General features: G+C 29.1%; 25 protein-coding genes and 6 tRNA genes. 7 read left to right on the top strand and 24 right to left on the bottom strand.

What is annotated here, in order from left to right:
* The first annotated feature begins 10 nt into the window (after positions 1 to 10).
* Complete coding sequence (locus B0174_RS10935) at positions 11 to 121, top strand: biotin/lipoyl-containing protein (protein WP_265734944.1); 111 nt, start codon at positions 11 to 13, stop codon at positions 119 to 121.
* A gap of 136 nt (positions 122 to 257) precedes the next feature.
* On the opposite strand, the gene B0174_RS10940 is transcribed toward B0174_RS10935, so the two are convergent.
* The 17 genes from B0174_RS10940 to B0174_RS11020 form a co-directional block, all read right to left on the bottom strand.
* Positions 258 to 334, bottom strand: a tRNA-Arg gene (locus B0174_RS10940).
* Between the two features lie 70 nt (positions 335 to 404).
* Positions 405 to 481, bottom strand: a tRNA-Gly gene (locus tag B0174_RS10945).
* Between the two features lie 7 nt (positions 482 to 488).
* Positions 489 to 573, bottom strand: a tRNA-Leu gene (locus tag B0174_RS10950).
* Positions 574 to 629: 56 nt separating this feature from the next.
* Positions 630 to 706, bottom strand: a tRNA-Arg gene (locus B0174_RS10955).
* Between the two features lie 14 nt (positions 707 to 720).
* Positions 721 to 797 (bottom strand) — tRNA-His (locus B0174_RS10960).
* A gap of 19 nt (positions 798 to 816) precedes the next feature.
* Positions 817 to 894, bottom strand: a tRNA-Pro gene (locus B0174_RS10965).
* A 114-nt stretch (positions 895 to 1,008) separates the two neighbouring features.
* Positions 1,009 to 1,788 (bottom strand): thiazole synthase, encoded by a 780-nt coding sequence (locus tag B0174_RS10970; protein WP_108560812.1) that lies wholly within the window; start codon positions 1,786 to 1,788, stop codon positions 1,009 to 1,011.
* A gap of 93 nt (positions 1,789 to 1,881) precedes the next feature.
* Complete coding sequence (locus B0174_RS10975) at positions 1,882 to 3,267, bottom strand: NAD(P)H-hydrate dehydratase (protein ID WP_108560815.1); 1,386 nt, start codon at positions 3,265 to 3,267, stop codon at positions 1,882 to 1,884.
* Positions 3,268 to 3,282: 15 nt separating this feature from the next.
* Positions 3,283 to 3,630: an SUI1 family translation initiation factor gene (locus B0174_RS10980; protein WP_228156457.1), complete on the bottom strand. Its 348-nt coding sequence runs from the start codon at positions 3,628 to 3,630 to the stop codon at positions 3,283 to 3,285.
* Positions 3,621 to 4,631, bottom strand: a complete 1,011-nt coding sequence (gene tsaD / locus B0174_RS10985; RefSeq protein ID WP_108560818.1) for a tRNA (adenosine(37)-N6)-threonylcarbamoyltransferase complex transferase subunit TsaD — start codon at positions 4,629 to 4,631, stop codon at positions 3,621 to 3,623. Before tsaD ends, B0174_RS10980 begins: the two co-directional genes overlap by 10 nt.
* Positions 4,628 to 5,194 (bottom strand): RBBP9/YdeN family alpha/beta hydrolase, encoded by a 567-nt coding sequence (locus B0174_RS10990; protein WP_108560821.1) that lies wholly within the window; start codon positions 5,192 to 5,194, stop codon positions 4,628 to 4,630. Before B0174_RS10990 ends, tsaD begins: the two co-directional genes overlap by 4 nt.
* A gap of 12 nt (positions 5,195 to 5,206) precedes the next feature.
* Positions 5,207 to 5,632: an Lcl C-terminal domain-containing protein gene (locus tag B0174_RS10995; protein ID WP_108560824.1), complete on the bottom strand. Its 426-nt coding sequence runs from the start codon at positions 5,630 to 5,632 to the stop codon at positions 5,207 to 5,209.
* Positions 5,632 to 5,862 (bottom strand): hypothetical protein, encoded by a 231-nt coding sequence (locus B0174_RS11000; RefSeq protein WP_228156458.1) that lies wholly within the window; start codon positions 5,860 to 5,862, stop codon positions 5,632 to 5,634. Before B0174_RS11000 ends, B0174_RS10995 begins: the two co-directional genes overlap by 1 nt.
* Before the next feature lie 43 nt (positions 5,863 to 5,905).
* The gene (gene dxr / locus B0174_RS11005; RefSeq protein WP_108560830.1) at positions 5,906 to 6,973 is read right to left on the bottom strand and encodes a 1-deoxy-D-xylulose-5-phosphate reductoisomerase; all 1,068 of its coding nucleotides are present in this window, start codon (positions 6,971 to 6,973) and stop codon (positions 5,906 to 5,908) included.
* Entirely contained in the window at positions 6,970 to 7,728 is a 759-nt protein-coding gene (locus tag B0174_RS11010) for a phosphatidate cytidylyltransferase (protein ID WP_108560833.1), read from the bottom strand. The genes dxr and B0174_RS11010 overlap by 4 nt, the downstream gene beginning before the upstream one ends.
* 124 nt (positions 7,729 to 7,852) lie before the next feature.
* A complete protein-coding gene (locus B0174_RS11015) occupies positions 7,853 to 8,629 on the bottom strand; it encodes a complement resistance protein TraT (RefSeq protein ID WP_108560836.1) in 777 nt (258 codons plus the stop codon).
* 62 nt (positions 8,630 to 8,691) lie between these two features.
* Positions 8,692 to 10,020 (bottom strand): NFACT RNA binding domain-containing protein, encoded by a 1,329-nt coding sequence (locus B0174_RS11020; protein WP_108560839.1) that lies wholly within the window; start codon positions 10,018 to 10,020, stop codon positions 8,692 to 8,694.
* 86 nt (positions 10,021 to 10,106) lie between these two features.
* Here B0174_RS11020 and B0174_RS11025 point away from each other — a divergent pair, with 86 nt between their 5' ends.
* Together B0174_RS11025 and B0174_RS11030 are read left to right on the top strand one after the other, a co-directional pair.
* The gene (locus B0174_RS11025) at positions 10,107 to 10,427 is read left to right on the top strand and encodes a cytochrome C (RefSeq protein ID WP_108560842.1); all 321 of its coding nucleotides are present in this window, start codon (positions 10,107 to 10,109) and stop codon (positions 10,425 to 10,427) included.
* A 105-nt stretch (positions 10,428 to 10,532) separates the two neighbouring features.
* On the top strand, positions 10,533 to 12,086 hold the full coding sequence (locus B0174_RS11030) for a DUF3373 family protein (RefSeq protein ID WP_108560845.1): 1,554 nt from the start codon (positions 10,533 to 10,535) through the stop codon (positions 12,084 to 12,086).
* Positions 12,087 to 12,136: 50 nt separating this feature from the next.
* On the opposite strand, the gene B0174_RS11035 is transcribed toward B0174_RS11030, so the two are convergent.
* A complete protein-coding gene (locus B0174_RS11035; RefSeq protein ID WP_228156459.1) occupies positions 12,137 to 12,613 on the bottom strand; it encodes a hypothetical protein in 477 nt (158 codons plus the stop codon).
* 149 nt (positions 12,614 to 12,762) lie between these two features.
* On the opposite strand from B0174_RS11035, the gene thrS reads away from it, so the two are divergent.
* The 4 genes from thrS (at position 12,763) to rplT (ending at position 15,895) form a co-directional block, all read left to right on the top strand.
* Positions 12,763 to 14,571, top strand: coding sequence for a threonine--tRNA ligase (gene thrS, locus B0174_RS11040; protein ID WP_108560852.1), 1,809 nt, complete (start codon positions 12,763 to 12,765; stop codon positions 14,569 to 14,571).
* Positions 14,572 to 14,600: 29 nt separating this feature from the next.
* The gene (infC, locus tag B0174_RS11045) at positions 14,601 to 15,092 is read left to right on the top strand and encodes a translation initiation factor IF-3 (RefSeq protein WP_205663526.1); all 492 of its coding nucleotides are present in this window, start codon (positions 14,601 to 14,603) and stop codon (positions 15,090 to 15,092) included.
* 146 nt (positions 15,093 to 15,238) lie between these two features.
* Positions 15,239 to 15,436 carry a 50S ribosomal protein L35 gene (gene rpmI / locus B0174_RS11050; RefSeq protein WP_108560858.1) on the top strand — a complete coding sequence of 66 codons (198 nt, stop codon included), beginning with the start codon at positions 15,239 to 15,241 and terminating at the stop codon, positions 15,434 to 15,436.
* A 102-nt stretch (positions 15,437 to 15,538) separates the two neighbouring features.
* On the top strand, positions 15,539 to 15,895 hold the full coding sequence (rplT, locus tag B0174_RS11055) for a 50S ribosomal protein L20 (protein ID WP_108560861.1): 357 nt from the start codon (positions 15,539 to 15,541) through the stop codon (positions 15,893 to 15,895).
* 69 nt (positions 15,896 to 15,964) lie between these two features.
* Here the strand turns inward: rplT and B0174_RS11060 are convergent, their stop codons facing one another.
* The 6 genes from B0174_RS11060 to glmM form a co-directional block, all read right to left on the bottom strand.
* Entirely contained in the window at positions 15,965 to 17,158 is a 1,194-nt protein-coding gene (locus B0174_RS11060) for a rhodanese-like domain-containing protein (protein ID WP_108560864.1), read from the bottom strand.
* A 229-nt stretch (positions 17,159 to 17,387) separates the two neighbouring features.
* Complete coding sequence (locus tag B0174_RS11070) at positions 17,388 to 18,857, bottom strand: NAD(P)/FAD-dependent oxidoreductase (RefSeq protein WP_108560870.1); 1,470 nt, start codon at positions 18,855 to 18,857, stop codon at positions 17,388 to 17,390.
* An 85-nt stretch (positions 18,858 to 18,942) separates the two neighbouring features.
* Positions 18,943 to 19,536: a molybdenum cofactor guanylyltransferase MobA gene (gene mobA / locus B0174_RS11075; RefSeq protein ID WP_108560873.1), complete on the bottom strand. Its 594-nt coding sequence runs from the start codon at positions 19,534 to 19,536 to the stop codon at positions 18,943 to 18,945.
* Between the two features lie 2 nt (positions 19,537 to 19,538).
* On the bottom strand, positions 19,539 to 20,819 hold the full coding sequence (locus tag B0174_RS11080) for a 3-isopropylmalate dehydratase large subunit (protein WP_108560876.1): 1,281 nt from the start codon (positions 20,817 to 20,819) through the stop codon (positions 19,539 to 19,541).
* A 66-nt stretch (positions 20,820 to 20,885) separates the two neighbouring features.
* A complete protein-coding gene (lspA, locus tag B0174_RS11085) occupies positions 20,886 to 21,359 on the bottom strand; it encodes a signal peptidase II (protein ID WP_108560879.1) in 474 nt (157 codons plus the stop codon).
* Entirely contained in the window at positions 21,356 to 22,690 is a 1,335-nt protein-coding gene (glmM, locus tag B0174_RS11090; RefSeq protein WP_108560882.1) for a phosphoglucosamine mutase, read from the bottom strand. The genes lspA and glmM overlap by 4 nt, the downstream gene beginning before the upstream one ends.
* Between the last annotated feature and the right edge of the window lie 79 nt (positions 22,691 to 22,769).

Raw genomic sequence — 22,769 nt, forward strand, 5'->3', positions numbered from 1 at the left:
ATTAGAAGCTATGAAAATGGAAATAGATATAACATCTCCAGTTTCAGGAGTTGTATCTAAAATCTTAGTTAATACTACTGATTCTGTTGAAGAAGGAGAAACATTAGCCATTATTGGTTAGTGTTAAATTACTTTATAAAAAAGCCTAGATAGAATTTTTCTATCTAGGCTTTTTTTTATTTTTTTAAATAAAAAATTTATCAAAATAGTTTAGTTTATGAATCTATTAAAAAATAATTAGATTTGAATTTGTAAAGTGGTACTCCCAGTACGATTCGAACGTACGGCCTACGCCTTAGAAGGGCGTTGCTCTATCCAGCTGAGCTATGGAAGCATTAAAGTAAGTTAAAGCTAAAAAGCCTTGTATAAAAAGTAAAAAAACTTTTTATACAAGGCTTTTTAAATGGAGCGGGAGACGAGACTCGAACTCGCGACAGTCTGCTTGGAAGGCAGAAGCTCTAGCCAACTGAGCTACTCCCGCTCTAAAGTGGTGCGGATGAGAAGACTCGAACTTCCACACCGTGAGGCACCAGATCCTAAGTCTGGCGTGTCTACCAATTTCACCACATCCGCATTAAATAAATTTTTAGAATTAAAAAAGTTTAGTTGGTAATCTAAACTAAAAAGAATGGTACTCCCAGTACGATTCGAACGTACGGCCTACGCCTTAGAAGGGCGTTGCTCTATCCAGCTGAGCTATGGAAGCAACAATATAAAAAATGGGGTAAGTAATGGGGCTCGAACCCACGACCCTCTGAACCACAACCAGATGCTCTAACCGACTGAGCTATACCTACCACAGGTTAAAAAATAAAGTGGTCGGGGCGAGAGGATTCGAACCTCCGGCCCCCTGGTCCCAAACCAGGTGCGCTAACCAGACTGCGCTACGCCCCGACAAAATACTTTTGAAGTTTCACAAAAAGTGGACGGAATTATATTAAGTTTTTCAATATTTGTCAAGTCTTTTTAAAAGAAATCTCGATATTAACCGAAATTTCTTTTAATTCATTAAAATTGTATTAATCCATCTATTGGCGAACTAGCTGTTGCATAAGGCTTTTTAGGGATTCTACCTGCTTTATAACCCATTCTTCCTGCAATTACTGCGTATTTCATAGCTTCTGCCATTTGTATTGGATTAGTTGCACAAGCGATTGCTGTATTTGTTAAAACAGCTTCTGCGCCTAATTCCATAGCAATTGTGGCATCACTTGCACATCCAACACCTGCATCTACAATTACAGGGACTTTTACAGCATCTTTAATAAATGCAATGTTATATCTGTTTTGAATTCCAAGACCTGAACCAATTGGTGCAGCTAATGGCATAATTGCATCAGCCCCTGCATCTTCTAATCTTTTTGCAATAATTGGATCATCATTTGTATATGCCATTATTGTAAAACCCTCTTTTTTTAAGATTTCACAAGCTTTGATTGTTTCTATTACATCTGGATATAAAGTTTTATGAGCATCTCCAATAACTTCAAGTTTGATAATATCAATCCCTGTAGCTTCTCGCATTAATCTAAAAGTTGTAATTGCTTCTTCTGCTGTAAAACAACCAGCACTATTTGGTAAAAGTTTTACATTTGTATCTTTGAAATAATCTAATAAATTCTCTTCATTTGGATTCATAATATTAACTCGTCTAATTGCAACTGTGATTAATTCACTTCCACTAGCAATTGTCGCATCTTTTGTAGTTTGGAAATCTTTGTATTTTCCACTTCCAACTATTAATCTGCTATTAAATTCATATTTACCTATTCTTAAAATTTCACTCATATTGTACTTTCTCCTATAATTTTTAATATATTTATTTTAAATAATTTGGCTCAAATCATAACTATGTAATTCTTTTATTTTGCTTTTAACTTTTCATAACTTTCTAATCTCTTCAATCAAATCTGTAGGAAGTAAAGAGTAGTTATTTTTATCATAGTTTTTGGCCGCCATAGTATGTGCTAAACTGGCTGTGATTACAGAATCAAGACAATCATAACCTTGAGCTAATAAAGAGCCTATTAGTCCACTTAACACATCTCCACTTCCACCTTTACTTAAAACCGCACTTCCAAAACTATTTACGAATAATTTTTCATTTTTAGAAATAATTACATTTGCACCTTTTAATAAAAGCGTTACTTTTGGATATTTTTTAGAAAACATTGGCACATATAAAAATCTATTATTTTGTAATTCTTCAACTTTTATATCAGCAATTTTACATAGTTTTAAAAGTGAACAAAACTCTTTTGGATGTGGTGTTAATACTATTTCTTGATTTAATACTTCGCAAATTAGTTCATCATAAAACAAATCTGCATCTATTATTTTTGAAACATTTTTATTTAATATTTTTCTAATTTCATCTGTTTCATATTTTCCCAAACCCATTCCAATGGCAATTGCGGTGCAGTTTTCACTTATAAAATGTGTTTGCATAAGATGATAAGGTAAATCTAAATTTTCGTGGCAAACAACACTTACAAGACCTGAGCCAAAATTAAAAGCAGCATTTGCAGCTATTATTCCAGCACCTTTCTTACAACCTGCAACTACATTTAAGTGTCCGAAACTACCTTTGTGGGAATTCTTTTTATTTCTAAAAGGTAAGTTCATATCACTTTCATCAAGTAAAAATTTGTTTGATTCTACTTCATAAACTTCTCGTTCAACTCCTAAATCTGCAACTATTATTTTTCCAACATAATCTTTTGATACATCACTAAAAAGTGAAGTTTTCAAAGCTCCCATTGTAATTGTAATATCAGCTTCAAAAGCTACACTTTGAACTTGCCCAAGATTATTTATTCCACTTGGAATATCACAAGCTATTTTAAATGAGTTATAAGAGTTTAGTGTATTTATAAGATTTGTAGATTTTTCATCCAAAGGTTTATTTAATCCCGTTCCAAACAGACAATCTACGATTATATCCGCTTCAAAAAGTTCATTTATAATTTCTATTTTTAAAGCTTCTACTCTTTGGAATTGTAGTTGTGTCATCGATGATTTTGGATTTGAAGCTAAATAAAGTTTTACATCAAATTTTTTATGAAGAAGTCTAGCAAGGGTTATTCCATCTGCACCATTATTTCCACTTCCACATACTATTAAAATTGATTTACAAGAAGAGTGATTTTCACGAATATAAGAAGCTATACTTGAAGCTGCGTGTTCCATAAGTAAATCTTCACTTAGCAAAAATTTCTCGTAACATCTTTTATCTAAAGAGTTTACCTCATCAAATATTTTTTGCATTTTATATCCTTTTATTTATTTTCTAAATTTCCAACCATCACTTTCTAAAATAGTTTTTATTTTTTCTTTTACATCACCTTGAAGTTCAAGCCACTCTTCATTTATAGCACCACCACAAGCTAGTTTTTTCTTTAGAAGTTTCAAAACATCTTTTTTTTTATCTTCACTTATATTAAATCTTCCAACCAAAGTTACTGGTTTTCCTTTTCTTTTTTCAAAGGTAAATACTAATTGATGTTGATTTTTAGGAATGATTTCAGTTGAAGATTTATTTGGATTTTTTTTATCTTCTTTTGTTGTATTAAAACTATTTCCATCAAGTTTTGCACCCATTGAAAAAGCTAATTTATCTGCTAAGCCCACACTAACTCCTTGATTCTTGATTGTACATCAATATCACTTATCAAAATAAAATCATTTTGTTTGTATTGCTCAACTGCAACTCGTCCAATCATCGCTGCATTATCACTACAATATTTTAGTTCACTTAAATACAAATTTGTATTGTGTTTATCACATAATTCTTCAAGTTGAGCCCTCAAATATATATTTGCACTTGCACCTCCAACTATTGCGAAGTTTTTAGGAATATTTTGTTTAAAAAGTTTTTTTAGTTTTTGTACAATATGAAGAACAGCTGTTTTTTGAAAACTTGCACAAATATCATATTTATCTTGTTCATTCATTCCAAATTCACTATTTTCTAGTTTTTCTATTTGCATTCTAACTGCATTTTTTAAACCCGAATATGAAAACTCTATTTTTGGACTTTGACTAAGAGGAATTGGTAAAACAAATCTTAAATCATCACCTTTTAAAGCATACTCTTGAACAACAGGACCACCTGGATAACCAAGTCCTAACATCTTTGAAACTTTGTCAAAACTCTCTCCAAAACTATCATCCATTGTACTTGCGATTACTTTCATATCATTTAAAGAATTTGCTTGAATAATTTGAGTATGTCCACCTGAAACCAATAAAACAGTCATTGGTAAAATTTCATCTTTTTCAATAAACAGTGAATAAATATGACCTTTTAAATGATTAACTGCAATTAGTGGAAGATTTAATGAAATAACTAAAGCCTTTGCCATAGTTACACCCTCAGTTAAAGTAACACTTAATCCAGGTGCATTTGTAACAGCTATTGCTTTTAGTTTTGGGAAATATTCTTTGCACTCTTCAAGAATTTTAGGAAGTGCTTCTATATGAAGTCTGGCTGCTAGTTCTGGAACAACTCCTCCATAAATACTATGTTGAAGTTCTTGAGATATTTTTTTGTGATAAATTAATTTATTTGTTTCTATTTGTGTAATAGAAATTGAGCTATCATCACATGAAGATTCAATACTTAAAATCATTTTATCAACTCTTCATTTATTTGACATTCATCAACTCTTTTTATCCAATCCAAAGCGCAATCAAGTTTTCCAAATCCAGAGGCTGCATTTATATGTCCTGCATTTTCCATAATTTTCATACCAATATTCAGTTTTGATTGAAGTTCAATTGCTTCTTCTATACTCATATATGGATCATTTGTTGAAGCTGCCATGATTATTTCATTTGCTTTTAAATCTTTTGCTATTGGATATGGGAAAAAAGTTTTTGCTTCTTCTATACTTCTATTTCTTGAAACAGGAGCTACTAACATTAATTTATCAAGTTTAATATCAAGTTCATCACAAGCGTGAAACCATAAAATATTTGCCAAAGAGTGACAAACTACAATATCTGGTTTAAAATGTTCTAACTCTTTTTTTAAAAAATCTTTCCATTCTTGAAGTTTTGGATTTTCTCTACTAGGAAAAGCAGGAAACGAAACAATATAATTTTCTTTTATTAAATCACTTGCCAATTGCGCTTGCCAATGGGGGAACTCACTTCCTCCTAAACCATGAAGTATTAAAACTCTTTTATTCAATTTTTAATCCTATTAATAATTTCTAACACATCGTACATATTTTTTTGTTTTTCTATTATCATAATAAGCTGTTCCACTTACAAAATGCATATAATCAGCGTTATACCAAAGTGTTCGCCATTGTGCTGTTGAAGCCCAATATCCATCTGGAACATTGTATTTAAATGCAAAATTTATATTTGTTTTAACATTTTTCTTTAAAACTATTTTTTCAAATTCATCAATATGAGCTAATCTCCAATCTGAAAAACCAAAAAGAGTAAGATTATTACAATATTTTTCAGCTTCAAAATGGTTCATTAAATTTTTAATAACAGAAGGGTCATCAACCCACATTAATTTAGCATCATCATCTAAAACTACTTCTATAGAGCTATCTCTATATATTTTTGCATCAAGAAATGACAAAAAAACTAGTAATAACAATAAATATTTCATTAGTTATCCTTTATATTGGATACTTCAAACTTTCCTCTTTTGAGTGTTGATTCTACGCTTTCATCCAATAACTCAATATTTATTTTGTAATCAGTTTTAAAAACTAAGCCAACTAACTCTTTGTGTGAAGTCTTTTCTTTTTCTATTGTACTATGTTTTTTCCATTCATCTAATTTTTCTTCATATAAACTTACTATATCTTTTTCAAAATTATTTCTTGAATAAATCAAATATACAACCATAATCAGAAGTATGCCAAAAGGAATCAGTAAATCAAGACTCACAGTAGTTTCTCACTTCTTTGTCAATTTCAAATATCTCATCTATTGAAGTAGGTTTTACATTATTAAATTTATTTATTGCATTTAATGTTATTTTTGGAATGTCTAAAAATCCAATTTCTGAGTTCAAAAATTTTGCAACAGCAACTTCGTTTGCAGCATTTAAAACAACTCCTAAATCAAGATTATTTAATATCTCATCTTTTATTTCCCAAATTGGGTATCTTGAAGTTTCTATTTTTTTAAACTCAAGATTTGCAACTTCTACTAAATCCACAGGTTTTAGAATCTGTTCATCACAAGAACCTAAAATCGCATAAGCAATTGGAAGTTGCATAGAAGTATTTGCAATATGAGCGGTTGTACTTCCATCACTAAAATTTATAAAAGCATGAATAAGTGATTTTGTTTCGATAATTGCATCAAGTTTTCTAATATCAAAAAGCCAAGCAGCTTCCATTAATTCAAACATTTTGTTTGTCATTGTTGCACTATCAATTGTGATTTTATTTCCCATTGACCAATTAGGATGAGATAAAGCTTCTTTTATTGATACATTTTGAAGTTTTTCAAGTGGATAATCTCGAAAAGAACCTCCACTTGCAGTAATTAACATAGAATCGATTTTTTTATTTTGAAGTAAATACCAAAGTCCAAAATGTTCACTATCAATTGGTTTTAAATTTGTTTGATCTATAAATTTCCCTGCAACAACTAAAGATTCTTTATTTGCTAAAGCAACTTTTTTGCCACACTCTATTGCTTTTAAAGTTGGTCTTAAACCTAAAAATCCCACAAGTGCATTTACAACTGTTGAAGTTTTACTTTCTTCAATCGCTTTTAAAATTGCATTTTCTCCAAAAGATACATTGTTATGATTTACCAAAGGAATATCTTCAGCTCTATCAATTACAACAATTTTGGGTTTAAATTCTTTTATTTGTTGATTTAGTAGCTGGATATTTCTTCCAGCTACTAAAACCTCAACTTCAAGATTGAATTTTCGTGCGATATTTAAAGTATTTACACCTATTGAGCCTGTACTTCCAAGAAGTATCAAATCACAACTCTTAATAATACTAACATTATAATTGCGCCAAATAAATATCCATCAGTTCTATCTAAAACTCCACCATGTCCAGGTAAAATTGTTCCACTATCTTTAACATCAGCTTCTCTTTTTAAATAACTTTCAAATAAATCACCAAAAATTGAAACAATAGAAACTATTGCAGAAATTATTAAAGCATTTACAAAACTTATTCCATTTGTTGAGAAAAGTGTTCCGAATATAACTGCAAAAACAACTCCCCCAATAACTCCTTCTATAGTTTTATTAGGGCTAGTCTCACAAAATTTTGTTTTTCCAATACTTTTTCCTACAAAATAAGCACCAATATCTGTACTTGCAACAATTACTAATAACCATAAAAGAGTCATCGTTCCATATTCACTATAAAGAGAAAGTAAAAACAAAAATGATGCAGTTGGATATAAAAGTGGTAAAAATATGTGTATATTTAATGTTTTTTTATATGCCAATTGAGAAGCATATGCAATTGCAACAATAAAAATCAAATCTTCAGGTTTTGGATAAAAATATGCAGCAATCCATAAAAGTATGGTATAGACATAAATACTATCACTTTTTAAATTAAATAATTTTTTTGCTTCAGATATTGAAATTAATAACATAATTCCGAAAACTAACCAAAATATAAAATATGAATCGATATAACCTATCACCAGCATTGATACAAATAGTACAACTCCCGTTTTTATACGAGTTGAACTTTCATTTATTATTTTTAACATCTCATTATAACCTTGAATTTAAAAGTTTAAGATTATACTAAATTTTGGCTTGGTATTTGTAAAGAGAAGAAAAGATAATAGATTTATTAAACCTATTATCTTTTTATACACATTTTAGATTTTTTTAAAATAGTCCAGCTATTTGAGATGAAATTTGTTTTTCTAAAATCGGAGTTGCCTCAGGTAGAGTCAAATTCATTTTAGTTGCTTCTGCAAATAACATAGTTTTATGTTCTATATAATCTGTCTCATATTGTTGAGCCGTTCCATTTGCCATATTAGAGTTTATTTTTCCTGAAGTATCTGTATTTTTTATATTACCCGCAAATCCATTCATAAATCCAGCTTTACTTGAATCATTTACGCTTGCTTGTCCATTTGCAGATGCACTTGAAGTATAAACCTTACCATTTGCTTTCTCTCTAATTACAATATCAACTTGCATTTGAAAAATTGTATCTTCTGTAGCTTTTGCAATAAGTCCACCAACCAAAGCAGCACCAAGACCAACTCCTACCATTTGTCCTGCTCCACCATGATTATATCCAGAAACTCCAGCACCAACAGCACCTGCTGCTAATGCTCCACCTGCTGTATTATTTTCTTGTTTTTTATTACAATATAATACATTCATCATTAAAACATAAGTTGCTTGTTCTGGATCTTCAACAATTGAATACCCTTTTGCTTGTAATTCATTTAATATTGTATTTTCAAGATTTATTCTTTGCCCACTAGTATTTTTGCTAGATACAAAAATCAATCTTTTACTTTTTGCAACTGGATTTATAAATACACTTTGTGTCATTGTTGAACTTGTTTGTAACTCAGTTGTTGCACACCCTGAAAAAAGTACAGTTGCCGCGATTAAACTCATTCCTAATGTTCTAATTTTTGTCAATTTATCTCCTTTAATAACTAATTCTTTGATATTAACATATAAATAATAAAAAAATCTTTTTATTAAATCTTTATTATCACTGTTGCATAAGGATTATACAAAACATTTGCACCTGATTGAATTTTTACATTTCGTCTTTGTGTATAATCAACTTCATAATTTCCAGCAAAATCTACTGAAAACTTTACACACAATGTTGCGGCTTGAGTTATTACACTCAATGGAATCTCTTTTTTTGCATTTTGTACAATCACATGGCATGATGGTCTGTCTTTTAAATGAAACCAAAAATCACTTGCTTTTGAATTTTCTAAAAGAAATATATTCTCCCTTTCACTTGTACCTAACATAATTTTATATCCCTCAAAATAAAAACTTTCATAAGTTTGAGCTTTTTTAGTTTTTATTTGATTTCTCTCTTTTTTAGGAGATAAAAATTCGCACTCTTCTATTGATTGAGCATTACTAATATTATTCATCAATCTTAATAAAAACTCTAATTTTTCATCTAAATTATCTTTTTCTAAAGAAATATTAGAAGCTTTTTGTTTTGTTCTTTTAGCTTTTTTGAACAATTCATTTGAATATTTTGAAGCACTTGATTTTTCTTCTAAATCAATCTCTATTTCAATTCCTTCATAATTAAAAACTTTTAAAGTTTTTTGATAAGGTTTTATATTGTGTAAATTTGAAAGTATAAAATTTGCTTTTTCATAAAACATATTTGATTCAAGTTCAAGTTCTTCTTTTTTTGGCAATGATTCAATTGTTTTTTTTAGTTTTTTTGCTTTTTTATCTATTTGAGAAATTTTTTGTTTTTTTACATTCTCTAAACTTTGTTTCTCTTTTTCCTCATAAACTTCATATAAATACTCTTCAATATCTGGAACTTCATCTATTATTGGAATAAAAGTTTGTTTTGGGATCTCTTCTAATTTTATTCCAACTTTTACAACTCTACTTGAAGAAAACTCATCAACATGCCTTAATGCTTCAATAATTATTCGATTTTCATCCAAAATAATTATATTTGTATGTTTTCCTGTAAATTCTAACTGTAAAATAGTCACTAATTTTTTATATGAAGATGAAGAACTTACTTTAAAATTTATTATTTTATCGTCGTTATACATTTCAATATCATCAATTTTTGAGTTATTAAATCTTTTTTGTAAGGCAACATCAAATGGAGCATTAAAATCTTTTTTTGAAGATAAAATTTTCTTACATTTGAATATTGTGCTATTTCCTTTAGAAATATCAATATAAACTATATTCCTATTATTAAATTCAATTATAATAATATTATTATCAATTCTCTTAATAAACTTGATATTTTGGGTATTTATCGATAGATATTGTACTATTTGTTTTAATAAAAAATGTTTCATGATTGTTCGCTTTTTGTAATATTTTCTAAGAGTTTCTTTATCTACATTTGGTATAATGGTATAAAATTTTTCGATAGGAGTATAACATGAAATTATTAAAAGTTATCATGACAGGTTCATTAGTATTAGGAGTTGCTGCAACTTCATTATCAGCAGATGCAGTTAAAGGACAAAAACTATTTATTAAATTACTAAAAGGTCCTTGTGATATGACAGGAGCAAAGTTTGCAGCAAAACATACACAAGATGAGTGGAAAGAATTAAAAGCAGCCGGTAAATTCGAAGCTGAAACAATTAAAATTTGTCCAAATGTAAAAGCTGGAGAATTAAGTGAATCTGTACAAGAGAACATTATTGATTTTGCAATTGAATTTGCAAATGACTCTGGTAATGTTCCTTCTTGTTAAGATTATAAGTTAGGATTATAAAAAGGGTGGCTTAAAAATCACCCTTTTTTAATGCTTTTTTTAAATCATAATTATTAAGTATCTAAATATAAAAAAAGGTAAAACATGAAAAAAAATTTAATCGCGCTGTCTTGTGTTGCAGCATTTGCCACAACATCATTTTCAAGTGATGCTAATACAGAAATGTTTAAGCAAATTCAAGCATTAAAAGCTCAAATTGAAGCTTTAGAAAAAAAAGTAGCTGCTCAAGAAACTGTACAAATACAAAAAGTTGAACCTGCTGTGACAACTGTAGATGAAAAAAGAATTGAAAAAATTGAAAAAAAACTTGATACTGTTTCAAAAACAGCAACTGCAGCTAAAGTTCAAAGTGCTCAAGATAACTTAAAATGGGATGTTGATTTTAGAACTCAAGTTGATAATATTCAGTATAAACACGCTGATGGTTCAAAATCTGAAAATAACGCTCTTTTAACAAATAGATTATGGCTTGGTGCAAAATATAAAGCAGATGATAATTCATCATTTTTTAGTAAATTATCATACAACAAAGCTTTTGGAGATACTGCAAATCATAGCCAATCTAATACAAATCCAGGATATGCAAATTTTGACTGGGTTACAAATGAAAATGCAACAGATAATACAATCAAAGTAAAAGAAGCTTACTGGTTATATACAAAAGAGAGATTATTCGGTGCAGATATTCCTTGGGCAGCATCAGTAGGAAGAAGACCTTCAACTGATGGCTTACCAATTAATATAAGAAATGATCAAAAAGAAAACTCTCCTTTATCTCACACTGTTGATGTTGAATTTGATGGTTTCTCAGTTAGATTTGATACAGAAAATTTAACAGGATTTACAGGTTCATGGTTCAAAATCTGTGGAGGAAGAGGTTTAACAAACGCTAAACCTAGATTTGATTTTTCAGGAACTTCTTATGCAGCCGATGACAGTAAGAATGTTGATGTAGATTTATTAGGAGTAATTGCCGTTCCTTATGATGATGGACAATATTCAGTTCACATGAATTATGCAAGAGCTTGGAATTTAATTGGGTTTACAAAAAGCCAATTAGATGCTTATCAAACTGCAATGGGATCAGCATCTACACCTTCTCAAATTATGGATGCTTATGGAAATCTATCATTTAAAGATATGGGTGATATTGATTATGCAACTGTTTTATTTAAAACAGAAGGTATTGGAAATGGTATCTCTGATTATTTAGATAGTACTATTGCATTTGCTTCATTTGCTGCAAGTAAAACTAACCCAAATGGAAATGGAATGTTAGGTTCTCCTGATTCTGAAACAGGAACTTCAGTTTGGTTAGGAGTAAATGCACCTTGTCCTATTTTACCTGATAGTGCAAAAATCGGATTAGAATGGAATAAAGGAAGTAAATACTGGCGTTCTATGACTTATGGTGAAGATACATATGCTGGAAGTAAAATAGCAACTCGTGGTCAAGCTTGGGAAGTTTATAGAACTCAAAAATTAACTAATGCTTTAAGTTGGGGTGTAAGTTATGTTTATATGGATTATGATTATGCTGGTTCTAACTCATTCTTTGGAGCAGATGGTAATCCAGATGCAACATTAAATGTTGTATCTGCTCAAGATATTAAAACTTATATAAGATATAGATTCTAAAATAAAAAGAGGTTTAAAAACCTCTTTTTATCTTTCTTTTTTTGTCTTTTTTATCTAAAACTAAATCTATCAAATTCATATATCACTTTTTCTGCAAGTTCAATCATCTTAATATTTAACTTTCTAAACTCTTTATCTTTTATCTCTATTAAAAGATTATCATACACATTTGAATATGGATAAATAATAAAATATATGTATTCTTTTGATTTTGATTCTTTATTTAACTCTTTAAACCAAAGAGCAAGAAGTGAAAAATAAAGCATCGAAGGATTAAATTCTTCATTTTCTTTTAGATTCTTTGATATTTCATTATTTATAAAATTATATCCATCCAAAATAGCTTTTATTCTATAATGTTTTCTATTTTCCAAATAGTAATTTTGAGGATAAGTTATATTTGAAATTTGTTTTAACATATCATTTCCAATATTATTAAATTTATTAATAATTTCTTCATCCATGATATATTTTTCAATCTCATTTTTATCTTTATACGATAAAATCAAGTCTTTACAAAATAACAATAAGCTTTGCGTTTTTATTTTTGATAAGTTTAAAATCATGCTTAATTGTAACGAAAATTTACTAAATTAAGTTATATCTCAATTAGTTTAAGTCAGTTTGAGGTAAAATAATCGTAATTTAATAAATAATTAAGAAAAAAAGGAAATTATTGGAACCTATTGGTATATTAAAAGATGGTCAAATTTACGACCTTCAAACTGCTCTGGCTTTAAATATCCAAGGAGATGAAATAAAAGCCGATGATTCAAAAGAGTCATTAGATATTTTAAGACACTCATGCGCTCACATGATGGCTCAAGCTATCAAGGAACTTTATCCTGAAGCAAAATTCTTTGTGGGACCTGTTGTAAAAGAAGGTTTTTACTATGATTTTAAGGTAGAAAGTAAAATCTCTGATGAGGATTTACCGACTATTGAAAAGAAAATGAAAGAAATCGCAGATAGAAAACTTCCAATTACCAGACATGAAACTACAAAAGAAGAGTTTTATGAAAAATTCAAAAATGATGAATTAAAACAAGCTGTTCTAAAAAATATCAAAGACGATACCTTAACAATATACAAACAAGGTGATTTTGAAGACTTATGTAGAGGTCCTCACTTACCAAATACTAGAATGATCAGAAGTTTTAAACTAACAAGAGTTGCAGGTGCTTATCTTGGTGGTGATGAGAAAAATGAAATGATTACTAGAATTTATGGTATTGCATTTTTTGATAAACAAGCATTATTTGATTATTCAAGAATGATTGAAGAAGCTAAAAAAAGAGACCACAGAAAACTAGGAACAGAATTAGAACTTTTTACATTTAATGATGATGTTGGAGCGGGTTTACCTATGTGGTTACCAAATGGTGCAAGATTAAGAAGTAAACTTGAACATCTTTTATATAAAGCTCACAGAGTTCGAGGTTATGAACCTGTTCGTGGACCTGAGATATTAAAAGCAGAAATGTGGAAAATCTCAGGACATTATGAAAACTACAAAGAAAATATGTATTTCACTACTATTGATGAGCAAGAGTATGGAATTAAACCAATGAACTGCGTTGGTCATATTCAAATCTTTAAAAACAATTTAGTTTCATATAAAGACCTACCAAAAAAACTTTTTGAATATGGTGTAGTTCACAGACATGAAATGTCAGGTGCAATGCATGGATTATTTAGAGTTAGAGAATTTACACAAGATGATTCACATATCTTTTGTACTCAAGACCAAATAAAACAAGTAATCTTTGAAGTTTTAGAGTTTGTTGATTCACTTTTAAAAATGTTTGATTTTAAATATGAAATAGAAGTTTCAACAAAACCAGAAAAAGCTATTGGTGATGATATTTTCTGGGAAAAAACAACTGCTGGAATTATGGATGCTTTAAATGAGAAAAATATTTCTTATGAAATTGATGAAGGTGGTGGAGCATTTTATGGTCCAAAAATTGACATTAAAATCTTAGATGCAATTGGTAGAAAATGGCAATGTGGAACAGTTCAAGTAGATATGAATTTACCACAAAGATTTAATGCGGAATTTATCAATGATAAAGGTGAAAAAGAACAACCTGTTATGATTCACAGAGCAATATTGGGTTCTTTTGAAAGATTTATTGGTATTTTAACTGAACATTGTGCGGGAGAATTTCCATTTGTTATTGCACCAACTCAAGTTATTTTTGTACCAATTGCAGATTCTCATCTTGAATATGCAAAAGAATTACAAAAAGATTTAGTTGAAGATGGAATTGATTCTAAAATTTTTAATATGAATGAAAGTTTAAACAAAAGAATTAGAATGGCCGAGAAGGAAAGAGTTCCAATGATTGTAGTTATTGGGGATGAAGAAGTTGCTAATAAATCTATTGCGTTAAGAAATAGAAGAACTAGAGAACAATCAAACATGAGCAAAGATGAATTTATATCAATGCTAAATGAAATAATAAGCGGGAGCAAAATTTGAGTAAAGACAAAAGAAAAGACGATGTAATCATGAATGAAATGATTACAGTAAAAGAAGTGAGATGTACAGGTGATGATGGTACTAATTATGGAATTATTAGTACAGCTGAAGCTCTTCAAACTGCTGATAAGTTAGGTTTAGACTTAGTTTTAATTGCTCCTGATGGAAAACCTCCTGTTGCTAAAATTATGGATTATGGTAAATTTAGATATCAACAAGAAAAAAAGAAAAAAGAAGCTAAGAAAAATCAAAAAGTTATTGTAATTAAAGAGATTAAATTGTCTGTTAAAATTGCAGAGAATGATGTTAACTACAAAGTTAAACATGCAAGAGAATTCATTGAAGAAGGGAATCATGTTAAATTTAGAGTTTTTCTAAAAGGTAGAGAAATGGCTAATCCACAATCAGGTATTGATGTTTTAAACAAAATCTGGCCTATGATTGAAGATATTGCAGTTATGGATAAAGAACCAAAACTTGAGGGAAGATATGTTAATATGATGGCTCTTCCAAAAAATTAATTAATTTCACTCCAAATAAAAGAAGAGTTTGACTCTTCTTTTGCTTCAAATAAATCTAATTTTAAACTTACAATAAGTAATTCTTAAGTATAATCCAAAACTTTTTCATGTATATGAAAACGCAAATTTATAAGGAGGATTCTTCAATGCCAAAAATGAAAACAGTTAGTGGCGCTTTAAAAAGATTTAAAGTGAAGAAAAACGGGTCAATCAAAAGAGGATCAGCTTTTAGAAGCCATATCTTAACTAAGATGACACAAAAAAGAAAAAGAAATCTACGAGGACCAAAAACTGTTCATAAAACAGATGCTGGTAGAATACTTGTAGCTTTATGTAAAGCGTAATTACTTAACAATTTAAGTAATTTGTCCCTCCATCGATGATGGAAAAGTTCAGCAATTTGCTGACACCTTATTTCAAAATAATGGTAAAGAAAGGAAATATATATGCCTAGAGTTAAAACTGGTGTTGTAAGAAGAAGAAGACATAAGAAAGTATTAAAAGCTGCTAGAGGTTTCTTTAGTGGTAGAAGAAAACACTTTAGAAAAGCTAAAGAACAATTAGAAAGATCTTTAGTTTATGCTTTCAGAGATAGAAGACAGAAAAAAAGAGACATAAGAAAATTATGGATCATAAGAATCAATGCAGCTTGTAGATTAAATGATATTAACTACTCAAGATTCATGAACGGATTAAGATTATCTGGAATTGAATTAGATAGAAAAATCTTAGCTGATATGGCTATGAATGATTCTGCTGCATTTGCATCTTTAGTAGTAACTGCTAAAGCTGCACTAAAATAAATTTGCAAAAACACTAAAAAAGGGTTAGAAGTTTTACTTCTAACCCTTTTTTTATACCTTTATTAAAAATTATAATAAAGGTTCATTTACATCAATCTTACAATTATTATCTTTACAAGAAATATTTGCATCAAAATAATATATTTCTGAAGTATCTATTTTTTCATCATTTAATTTAGTCCAAGCTTCTATTGATCTTGCTCCTGCTGTGCAATTAAATACTATAGTTTTGTTTTTTGGTAATTTTTCTAATAACTCTTTTGCACTTAATTTTGATGCTTCAATATTTATAGCACCTTTAATATGTCCATTTTTAAACTCACTAGGTGTTGTAACATCAACAATTTGAATATAAGAAGGTACTTTATTTTCTATTATTTGTTTTTTAAACCATTCTCCATCAACGCTTCCTACATCATTTCCATGCTTTAAACCATTTTTACTAAAAGAATCTTTTTTTATAACTACTTCATCATATTTTTCTATATAAGCTGAAGCAGTTGTATTTAATCCTCTTTCTCTCCAAGAAGGAAGTCCTCCTGCATAAACCATTACATTTTTATAATCTAAAGAAACTAATTTATTAGCAATCATATGTGATTTTTCACAATTATATCCACCACAAAAAATAACTATTTTTTCATCTTTATTTATTGGAAATCGACCAAGTAATTTAGCTAGACTTGTATCTGGAATACTAATTGCACCGGGAATTGTTTCTTGTAAAAATTTTGGGTAAGGTCTTGCATCAACAATTAATGCAGAATTTTTTTCTTGATATACTTTAGCAGCTAATGTATCAATTTCAAGATAACTAAGTTTTTCCCATTCAGGTTCACCCCCTGAATAAACCTTCACATTTGAATATCCTTTATCTTTTAGCTTTTGTGCAACAATTGGACTTTTTGTACAATTGTACCCTCCACAATAAACTATAAGCTCTTTTTGCATTGGAATATCTTTTAGTACAGAATAATATTCCTCAAATTTTGTATCTGGGATATTTAGACTTGAGGGAATAGTTCCTTTTTGATATTTAATTTCAGGTCTTACATCTATTAAAACTGCATTTACACTATTTCTGGTACCTAAATTTATAGCTTTTTTAACATAATTAAAATCCACTTGTTCTAGTTCATATTTCTTAACTAATTCTAAAACAGCTCCTGTTGGAGTAGCAAAATTTTCTACTTCAAGTGAAAAACTCTGCATTGATGCTAAAAGAAAACTTGATAAAAATAAACTCTTAAATTTCATATTCATTTTAATTCCTTTTAAATAGTTTAATTAAGAGTCTTGGTATTAAAATTAATATATACACAATAAATGTAAATATAAAAGGATGTAATCCTCCTAACCCGTAAGCTCCTGATTTTGATAAAGCTAAGATATGATTAAGAGGATGAGTTAAAAACTCATTATAATGCATGCTAATTGTTAAGATTATAAAAATGCATACAATAAGTATTAACTCTTTTTTCATTTAAATATTTTATGCTTTACCGCTTAACATTCCATATTGTGTCATAGGTTTTAATAAATAAACTTTTAATAACCACCAAATATATCTCTCTTGTGTAGGGTCAAGGGGAAATGATGGAGTTGGTTTTGCTGTCCAATCAAACTCAGCTAACATAACTTTTCCAATATCAGTGATTAAAGGACAAACTGTATAACCACCATATTTAGAAGTAGGTTCTTTCCCTTCCATTACAGCAACTAAATTGTCAACTAGCACTTTATATTGTTTTCTAACTGATCCACCTGTTTTACCCATTGGAACAGCTGCAATATCACCTAAAGAAAAAATATTTTTATATTTAACATGTTGCAATGTTTCTTTATCAACTGGAACCCAACCTTTTGCTGAACCAACAGCTGATTTACCTATCTCATCTGGAGCTTTTTGAGGAGGAGTTATATGTAATAAATCAAAAGGTACTTCAACATTTTCATGTTTATTAATTATTTCATATTCTTCTAAATCTTTATCATAAGCACCTTTTTCTTGCCAATGTTTATTAAACATAGCAGTTTTTTTAGCAATATCTACACCTGTTAAATTATGATTAAAATTCCATTTCATATCTCTTGCAATAAATTGTTTCTCAATAGCATCTGCATACTCTTTTACACCAAATAATTTTCCAGAATCTGCATAAAATGTTAATTCTGCATTAGCTCTTGCATTTGCTTCATTTAATCTAGCATTTGTAAGATACATAACTTTTTTAGGTGCACCACCACATTTTATTGCAGTATTTGGATCAGTGAAAACACCTTTTACTTTTTGTCCATTTTTTGCTTTTTGAATAAACTTTTGTGTTTGTTCCCACATTGCAACTGCTGAATCAACATTATAAACAGATGTTACTCCTGAATCTGCAAAAACTTTTAATATTTTTGAAGCATCTCCTACTGTATATGCATCTCCAATTTCTTCTAAACCTTTTATTGCACCATAATCCAAAGCTAGTCCTGCTGCAATAATTAAAAAATCATAAGTTAAAGTTTCACCTGATTCTAGTGCTACTTTATTTGCTTCTGGATTAAAATCTATTGCTTTATCTTTTAAAAGTGTAACTCCACTTGGTAAAAAATCTTTTGTGTTATAATCAATATCTGCTTTTGTGTAAATTCCAGCAGCAACTAATGTACTTCCTGGTTGATAAGATACCGATTTCGGGTTTGGCTCAACTATTGTAATATCAGGATTTGATAAAGTATTAGCTAATCTTGCTGCAGTTGAAATACCAGCTAATCCTCCACCAATTATTACTATTTTCCCTGTTGCAGTACTTGCTTTTAATTCTGTAGCAGCGTTTGCTTCAGAACCTCCACCCATCAAATATGCAGCTGAACCAAGTCCTGCTACTTTAAAAGCTTCTCTTCTTGAAATTCCACTTTTTTTTAATTCGCAATCAACAAGCTCTAAGGCTTTTTCTAGTTCATTTTTTATCATTCTCTTTCCTTTTTTAATAATAACTATAGACTAAGAATAACAAAAAAGATATAACAGTAGACTTATATATGATTTGCTTTAGCTTTTAATTATTATAAGCAAAATTTATATTATTTAATGCAGTTTTATAATCATCTTTATCGTTGATATTTATAAATTCACCATTATTTGGGAATTTTAAGATTTTATGAATATTATTTTTCAATAGATAACCAATTTTATGTATATCATTTTCAATCATTGTTTTAATAGTTAAGCTTATATTAGATGAAAAAACTCCACATAAATTATGTGTTTTTTCTGTTTGAGCAACACAAATATCATAATCCTTTGATTCTTTTATTAGTTTGTCAATTGAATCAATCGATACAAAAGGTGTATCAACTGTAATTATAAAAATTTTCTGATTTTTAAATTTTTTAAATATAGTATCCAATGCCAATATTGGCGAGAAAATATCTTGCTTTTCATCTAAAATCAAAAAATCTTTTTCTAAGAAATCAAATTTATCTACTTTTGAAGAAATATAAATATTTTTAAAATAAGGTTTTAATCTATCATATTGATATTGTATGAGAGTTTTTGAAGAAAAAAAGGGAAGAAGAGATTTATCTTCTCCCATTCGAGAGCTTTTACCTCCACTTAAAATTACACAAGTAATTTCAAAAGGAGTTTTCATTTTTATAAACTTCTTGGATCTGTAATATATCCAGAAATAGCACTTGCTGCTGCAACGGCACTATTTGCTAAATATATTTTTGAGCTTCTTGAACCCATTCTTCCAACAAAGTTTCTATTAGTTGTAGAAATACAAACTTCCCCATCACCTAAAATTCCCATATATCCACCTAAACATGCTCCACATGTAGGATTTGACACAACTGCACCTGCATCAATTAAAATATCAATGTAACCTGCTTTTGTTGCATCTCTTAGAATCTTTTGAGTTCCTGGTGTTACTATTAGTCTTACATGTCGTGCAACTTTTTTGTCTTTTAAAATTTCAGCTGCAACTTTAAAATCTGATAATCTTCCATTTGTACAGCTTCCAATAAATACTTGATCAACTCTAATATTATCAGTAACTGCTTGATTTACTGAGTGACCATTTGATGGTAAAAATGGATATGCAATAACAGGATTTAAGGCTTCAACATCAATTTCAATTACTTGACAATAAACAGCATCAGCATCACTATAATGAATTTTTGGTTCTGCTCTTAAACCACCATTTAACTCTGCTGTTTTATCTAAGAATTCTTTTGTAACATCATCATATGCAACGATTCCATTTTTAGCACCAGCTTCAATTGCCATATTACATAATGAAAATCTATCATCCATTGATAAGTATTGAATTGTATCACCTGTGAATTCTAAAGCTTTATATAAAGCTCCATCAACACCAAGGATTCTAATAATTTCTAAAATTAAATCTTTTCCAGTTACATAAGGTCCTGGCTTTCCTTTAAAAATAACTTTGATTGATTCAGGAACTTTAAACCAGTTTCCACCTGTAATCATTCCAAAAGAAATATCTGTACTTCCCATACCCGTACTAAATGCTCCTAAAGCTCCATGTGTACATGTATGTGAATCAGCACCAATAATAACATCACCTGGTAAGACTAAACCTTTTTCAGGTAAAAGCGCATGTTCAATTCCCATATCTTTTTCATCAAAGAAATATTTTAAATCATGTTTCATTGCAAAATCTCTTGAGATTTTTGCTTGATTTGCTGATGCTATATCTTTTGCTGGAATAAAATGGTCAAGAACAATAGCAAAACCCTCAGGATTTACTAATTTCTCAAAACCACCATCTTCAAATGCTTTTATTGAAATTGGAGTTGTAATATCATTACCAATTACCATATCAATTGGACTTCTTACAATCTCTCCTGCATATACATTATGACCAACATGCTCACTAAAAATTTTTTCTGTTATTGTTTGACCCATATTAATTTCCTGTCATTTTCTAAAATTTGTTGGATTATAGCTAAATTTATTTTAAGCTACAAAACTCTAAGATTTAATCTCATTTTGTTTTTTTTCTTCACGAGATTGTTTAATTTGTTTAAAAATAATTATTACAACGGCTAAATCTATCATCACATCTGCTATATTAAAAATTGCAAACTCAAACCAATGATGCCAATAAAAATAATCAACAACTCCACCATAAGTAAATCTATCTAAAATATTAGATAAACCCCCTGCATATAGCAATGCAATTGCTATATAATACTCTTTAAAAACATTCTTATTTTTGAATAAATATAGTGTTGCAATTAAAATAATAACTAATTGAATATATTTTAAATTATGTTCTAAAAATGAAAACATAGAAAATGCAACCCCATAATTATATGCCAATTTTAAAGACATATAAGGTCCATCTACATCCCAAGATAAATTTGCAAAACCAAATTTAACTACTTGGTCTATTATAAAAACGACTATAAAAATAGTTATTGCAATTTTCAATTCTTTTTTCATAATGCTTTTTTGAAAAATGATTTTAAAGTTTCCATTGCATCTTCAACATTTTTTTTATTTTTCCCCTCAAGAAGTAATCTAATTTTATTTTCAGTTCCTGAATATCTTATTAAATCTCTTATCCCTTTTTCTCTTATTGGTTTTAAAATCTCTTCTAAACCTTTTATTTTTTCTAAAGGAATTTTTTCTATAACTTTCATATTATGCAAAATTTGAGGGTATAACTCAAAAGGATTTAGAACTTGACTAGCTTTTTTTCCAGATTTAATAATTAATGCTAAAACTTGTAAAGCAGAGGCTAAACCGTCACCTGTTTTTGCAGCATCTGAAAAAATAATATGTCCACTTTGTTCCCCACCAAAATTAATACCTTTTTTCTTCATTATTTCAAGAACATGTTTATCACCAACATCTGATCTAAATAATTCAATTCCTTTTTTAGATAAATAATCTTCTAAAGCTTTATTTGACATTACAGTTGCTACACAACCATTACCTCTTAAAAGTTTCTCTTCGTTTAAATAATTGCATAAAGCACCAATTAGTTTATCACCATCAACAACCTCACCTTTTTCATCAATGATAACCAATCTATCAGCATCGCCATCAAGTGCAAGACCAATATCCGCTCTATATTCTCTTATTAATTTACCAATATGTTCAGGATGCATTGCTCCACAATCTTCGTTTATATTAAAGCCATCTGGTTTGTTATTTACAACAATTACATCAGCACCTAATTCTTGTAAAATTGTAGGTCCAACTTTATACGCTGCTCCATTTGCACAATCAAGAACTATTCTTAAACCACTTAAATTTAAATCTCTTGGAAATGAACTTTTAATTGATACGATATATCTTCCAATAACATCATCAATCCTTTTTGAAGCACCGATATTTCTTCCTGTTACTTGCTCATTTTGCATTAATTCATCATCATTAAAAATTGCTTCTATTGCTTCTTCACAGGCAGTATTTAATTTATCTCCATGATTATCGAAAAATTTAATTCCATTGTCTTCATAAGGATTATGAGAAGCTGAAATCATAATTCCAGCATCACATCGCATACTTTCTGTTAAATACGCAATTGCAGGTGTGGGCATTGGTCCTATTTGAATAACATCGTATCCAACGGCTGTTAAGCCACTAACAAGTGCATTTTCAATCATGTAACCACTTCTTCTTGTATCTTTTCCTACAAGTATTTTTTTGGTTGTTGAATGCTTTCTAAAATATATACCAGCAGCTTTAGCTAATTTTAATACAGTTATTGCATCTAAAAAATCACCAGCTTTTCCTCTAACACCATCTGTTCCGAATAGTTTCATTAAATCTTCCTAAAATTAAACTCTGTTTAAGTTACTTTAGGTAATATTCTACCCTTAAAAATTTTACAAAGAGGTTAAA

This window comes from Arcobacter caeni, assembly GCF_003063245.1.
GTDB classification, from domain to species: domain Bacteria; phylum Campylobacterota; class Campylobacteria; order Campylobacterales; family Arcobacteraceae; genus Aliarcobacter; species Aliarcobacter caeni.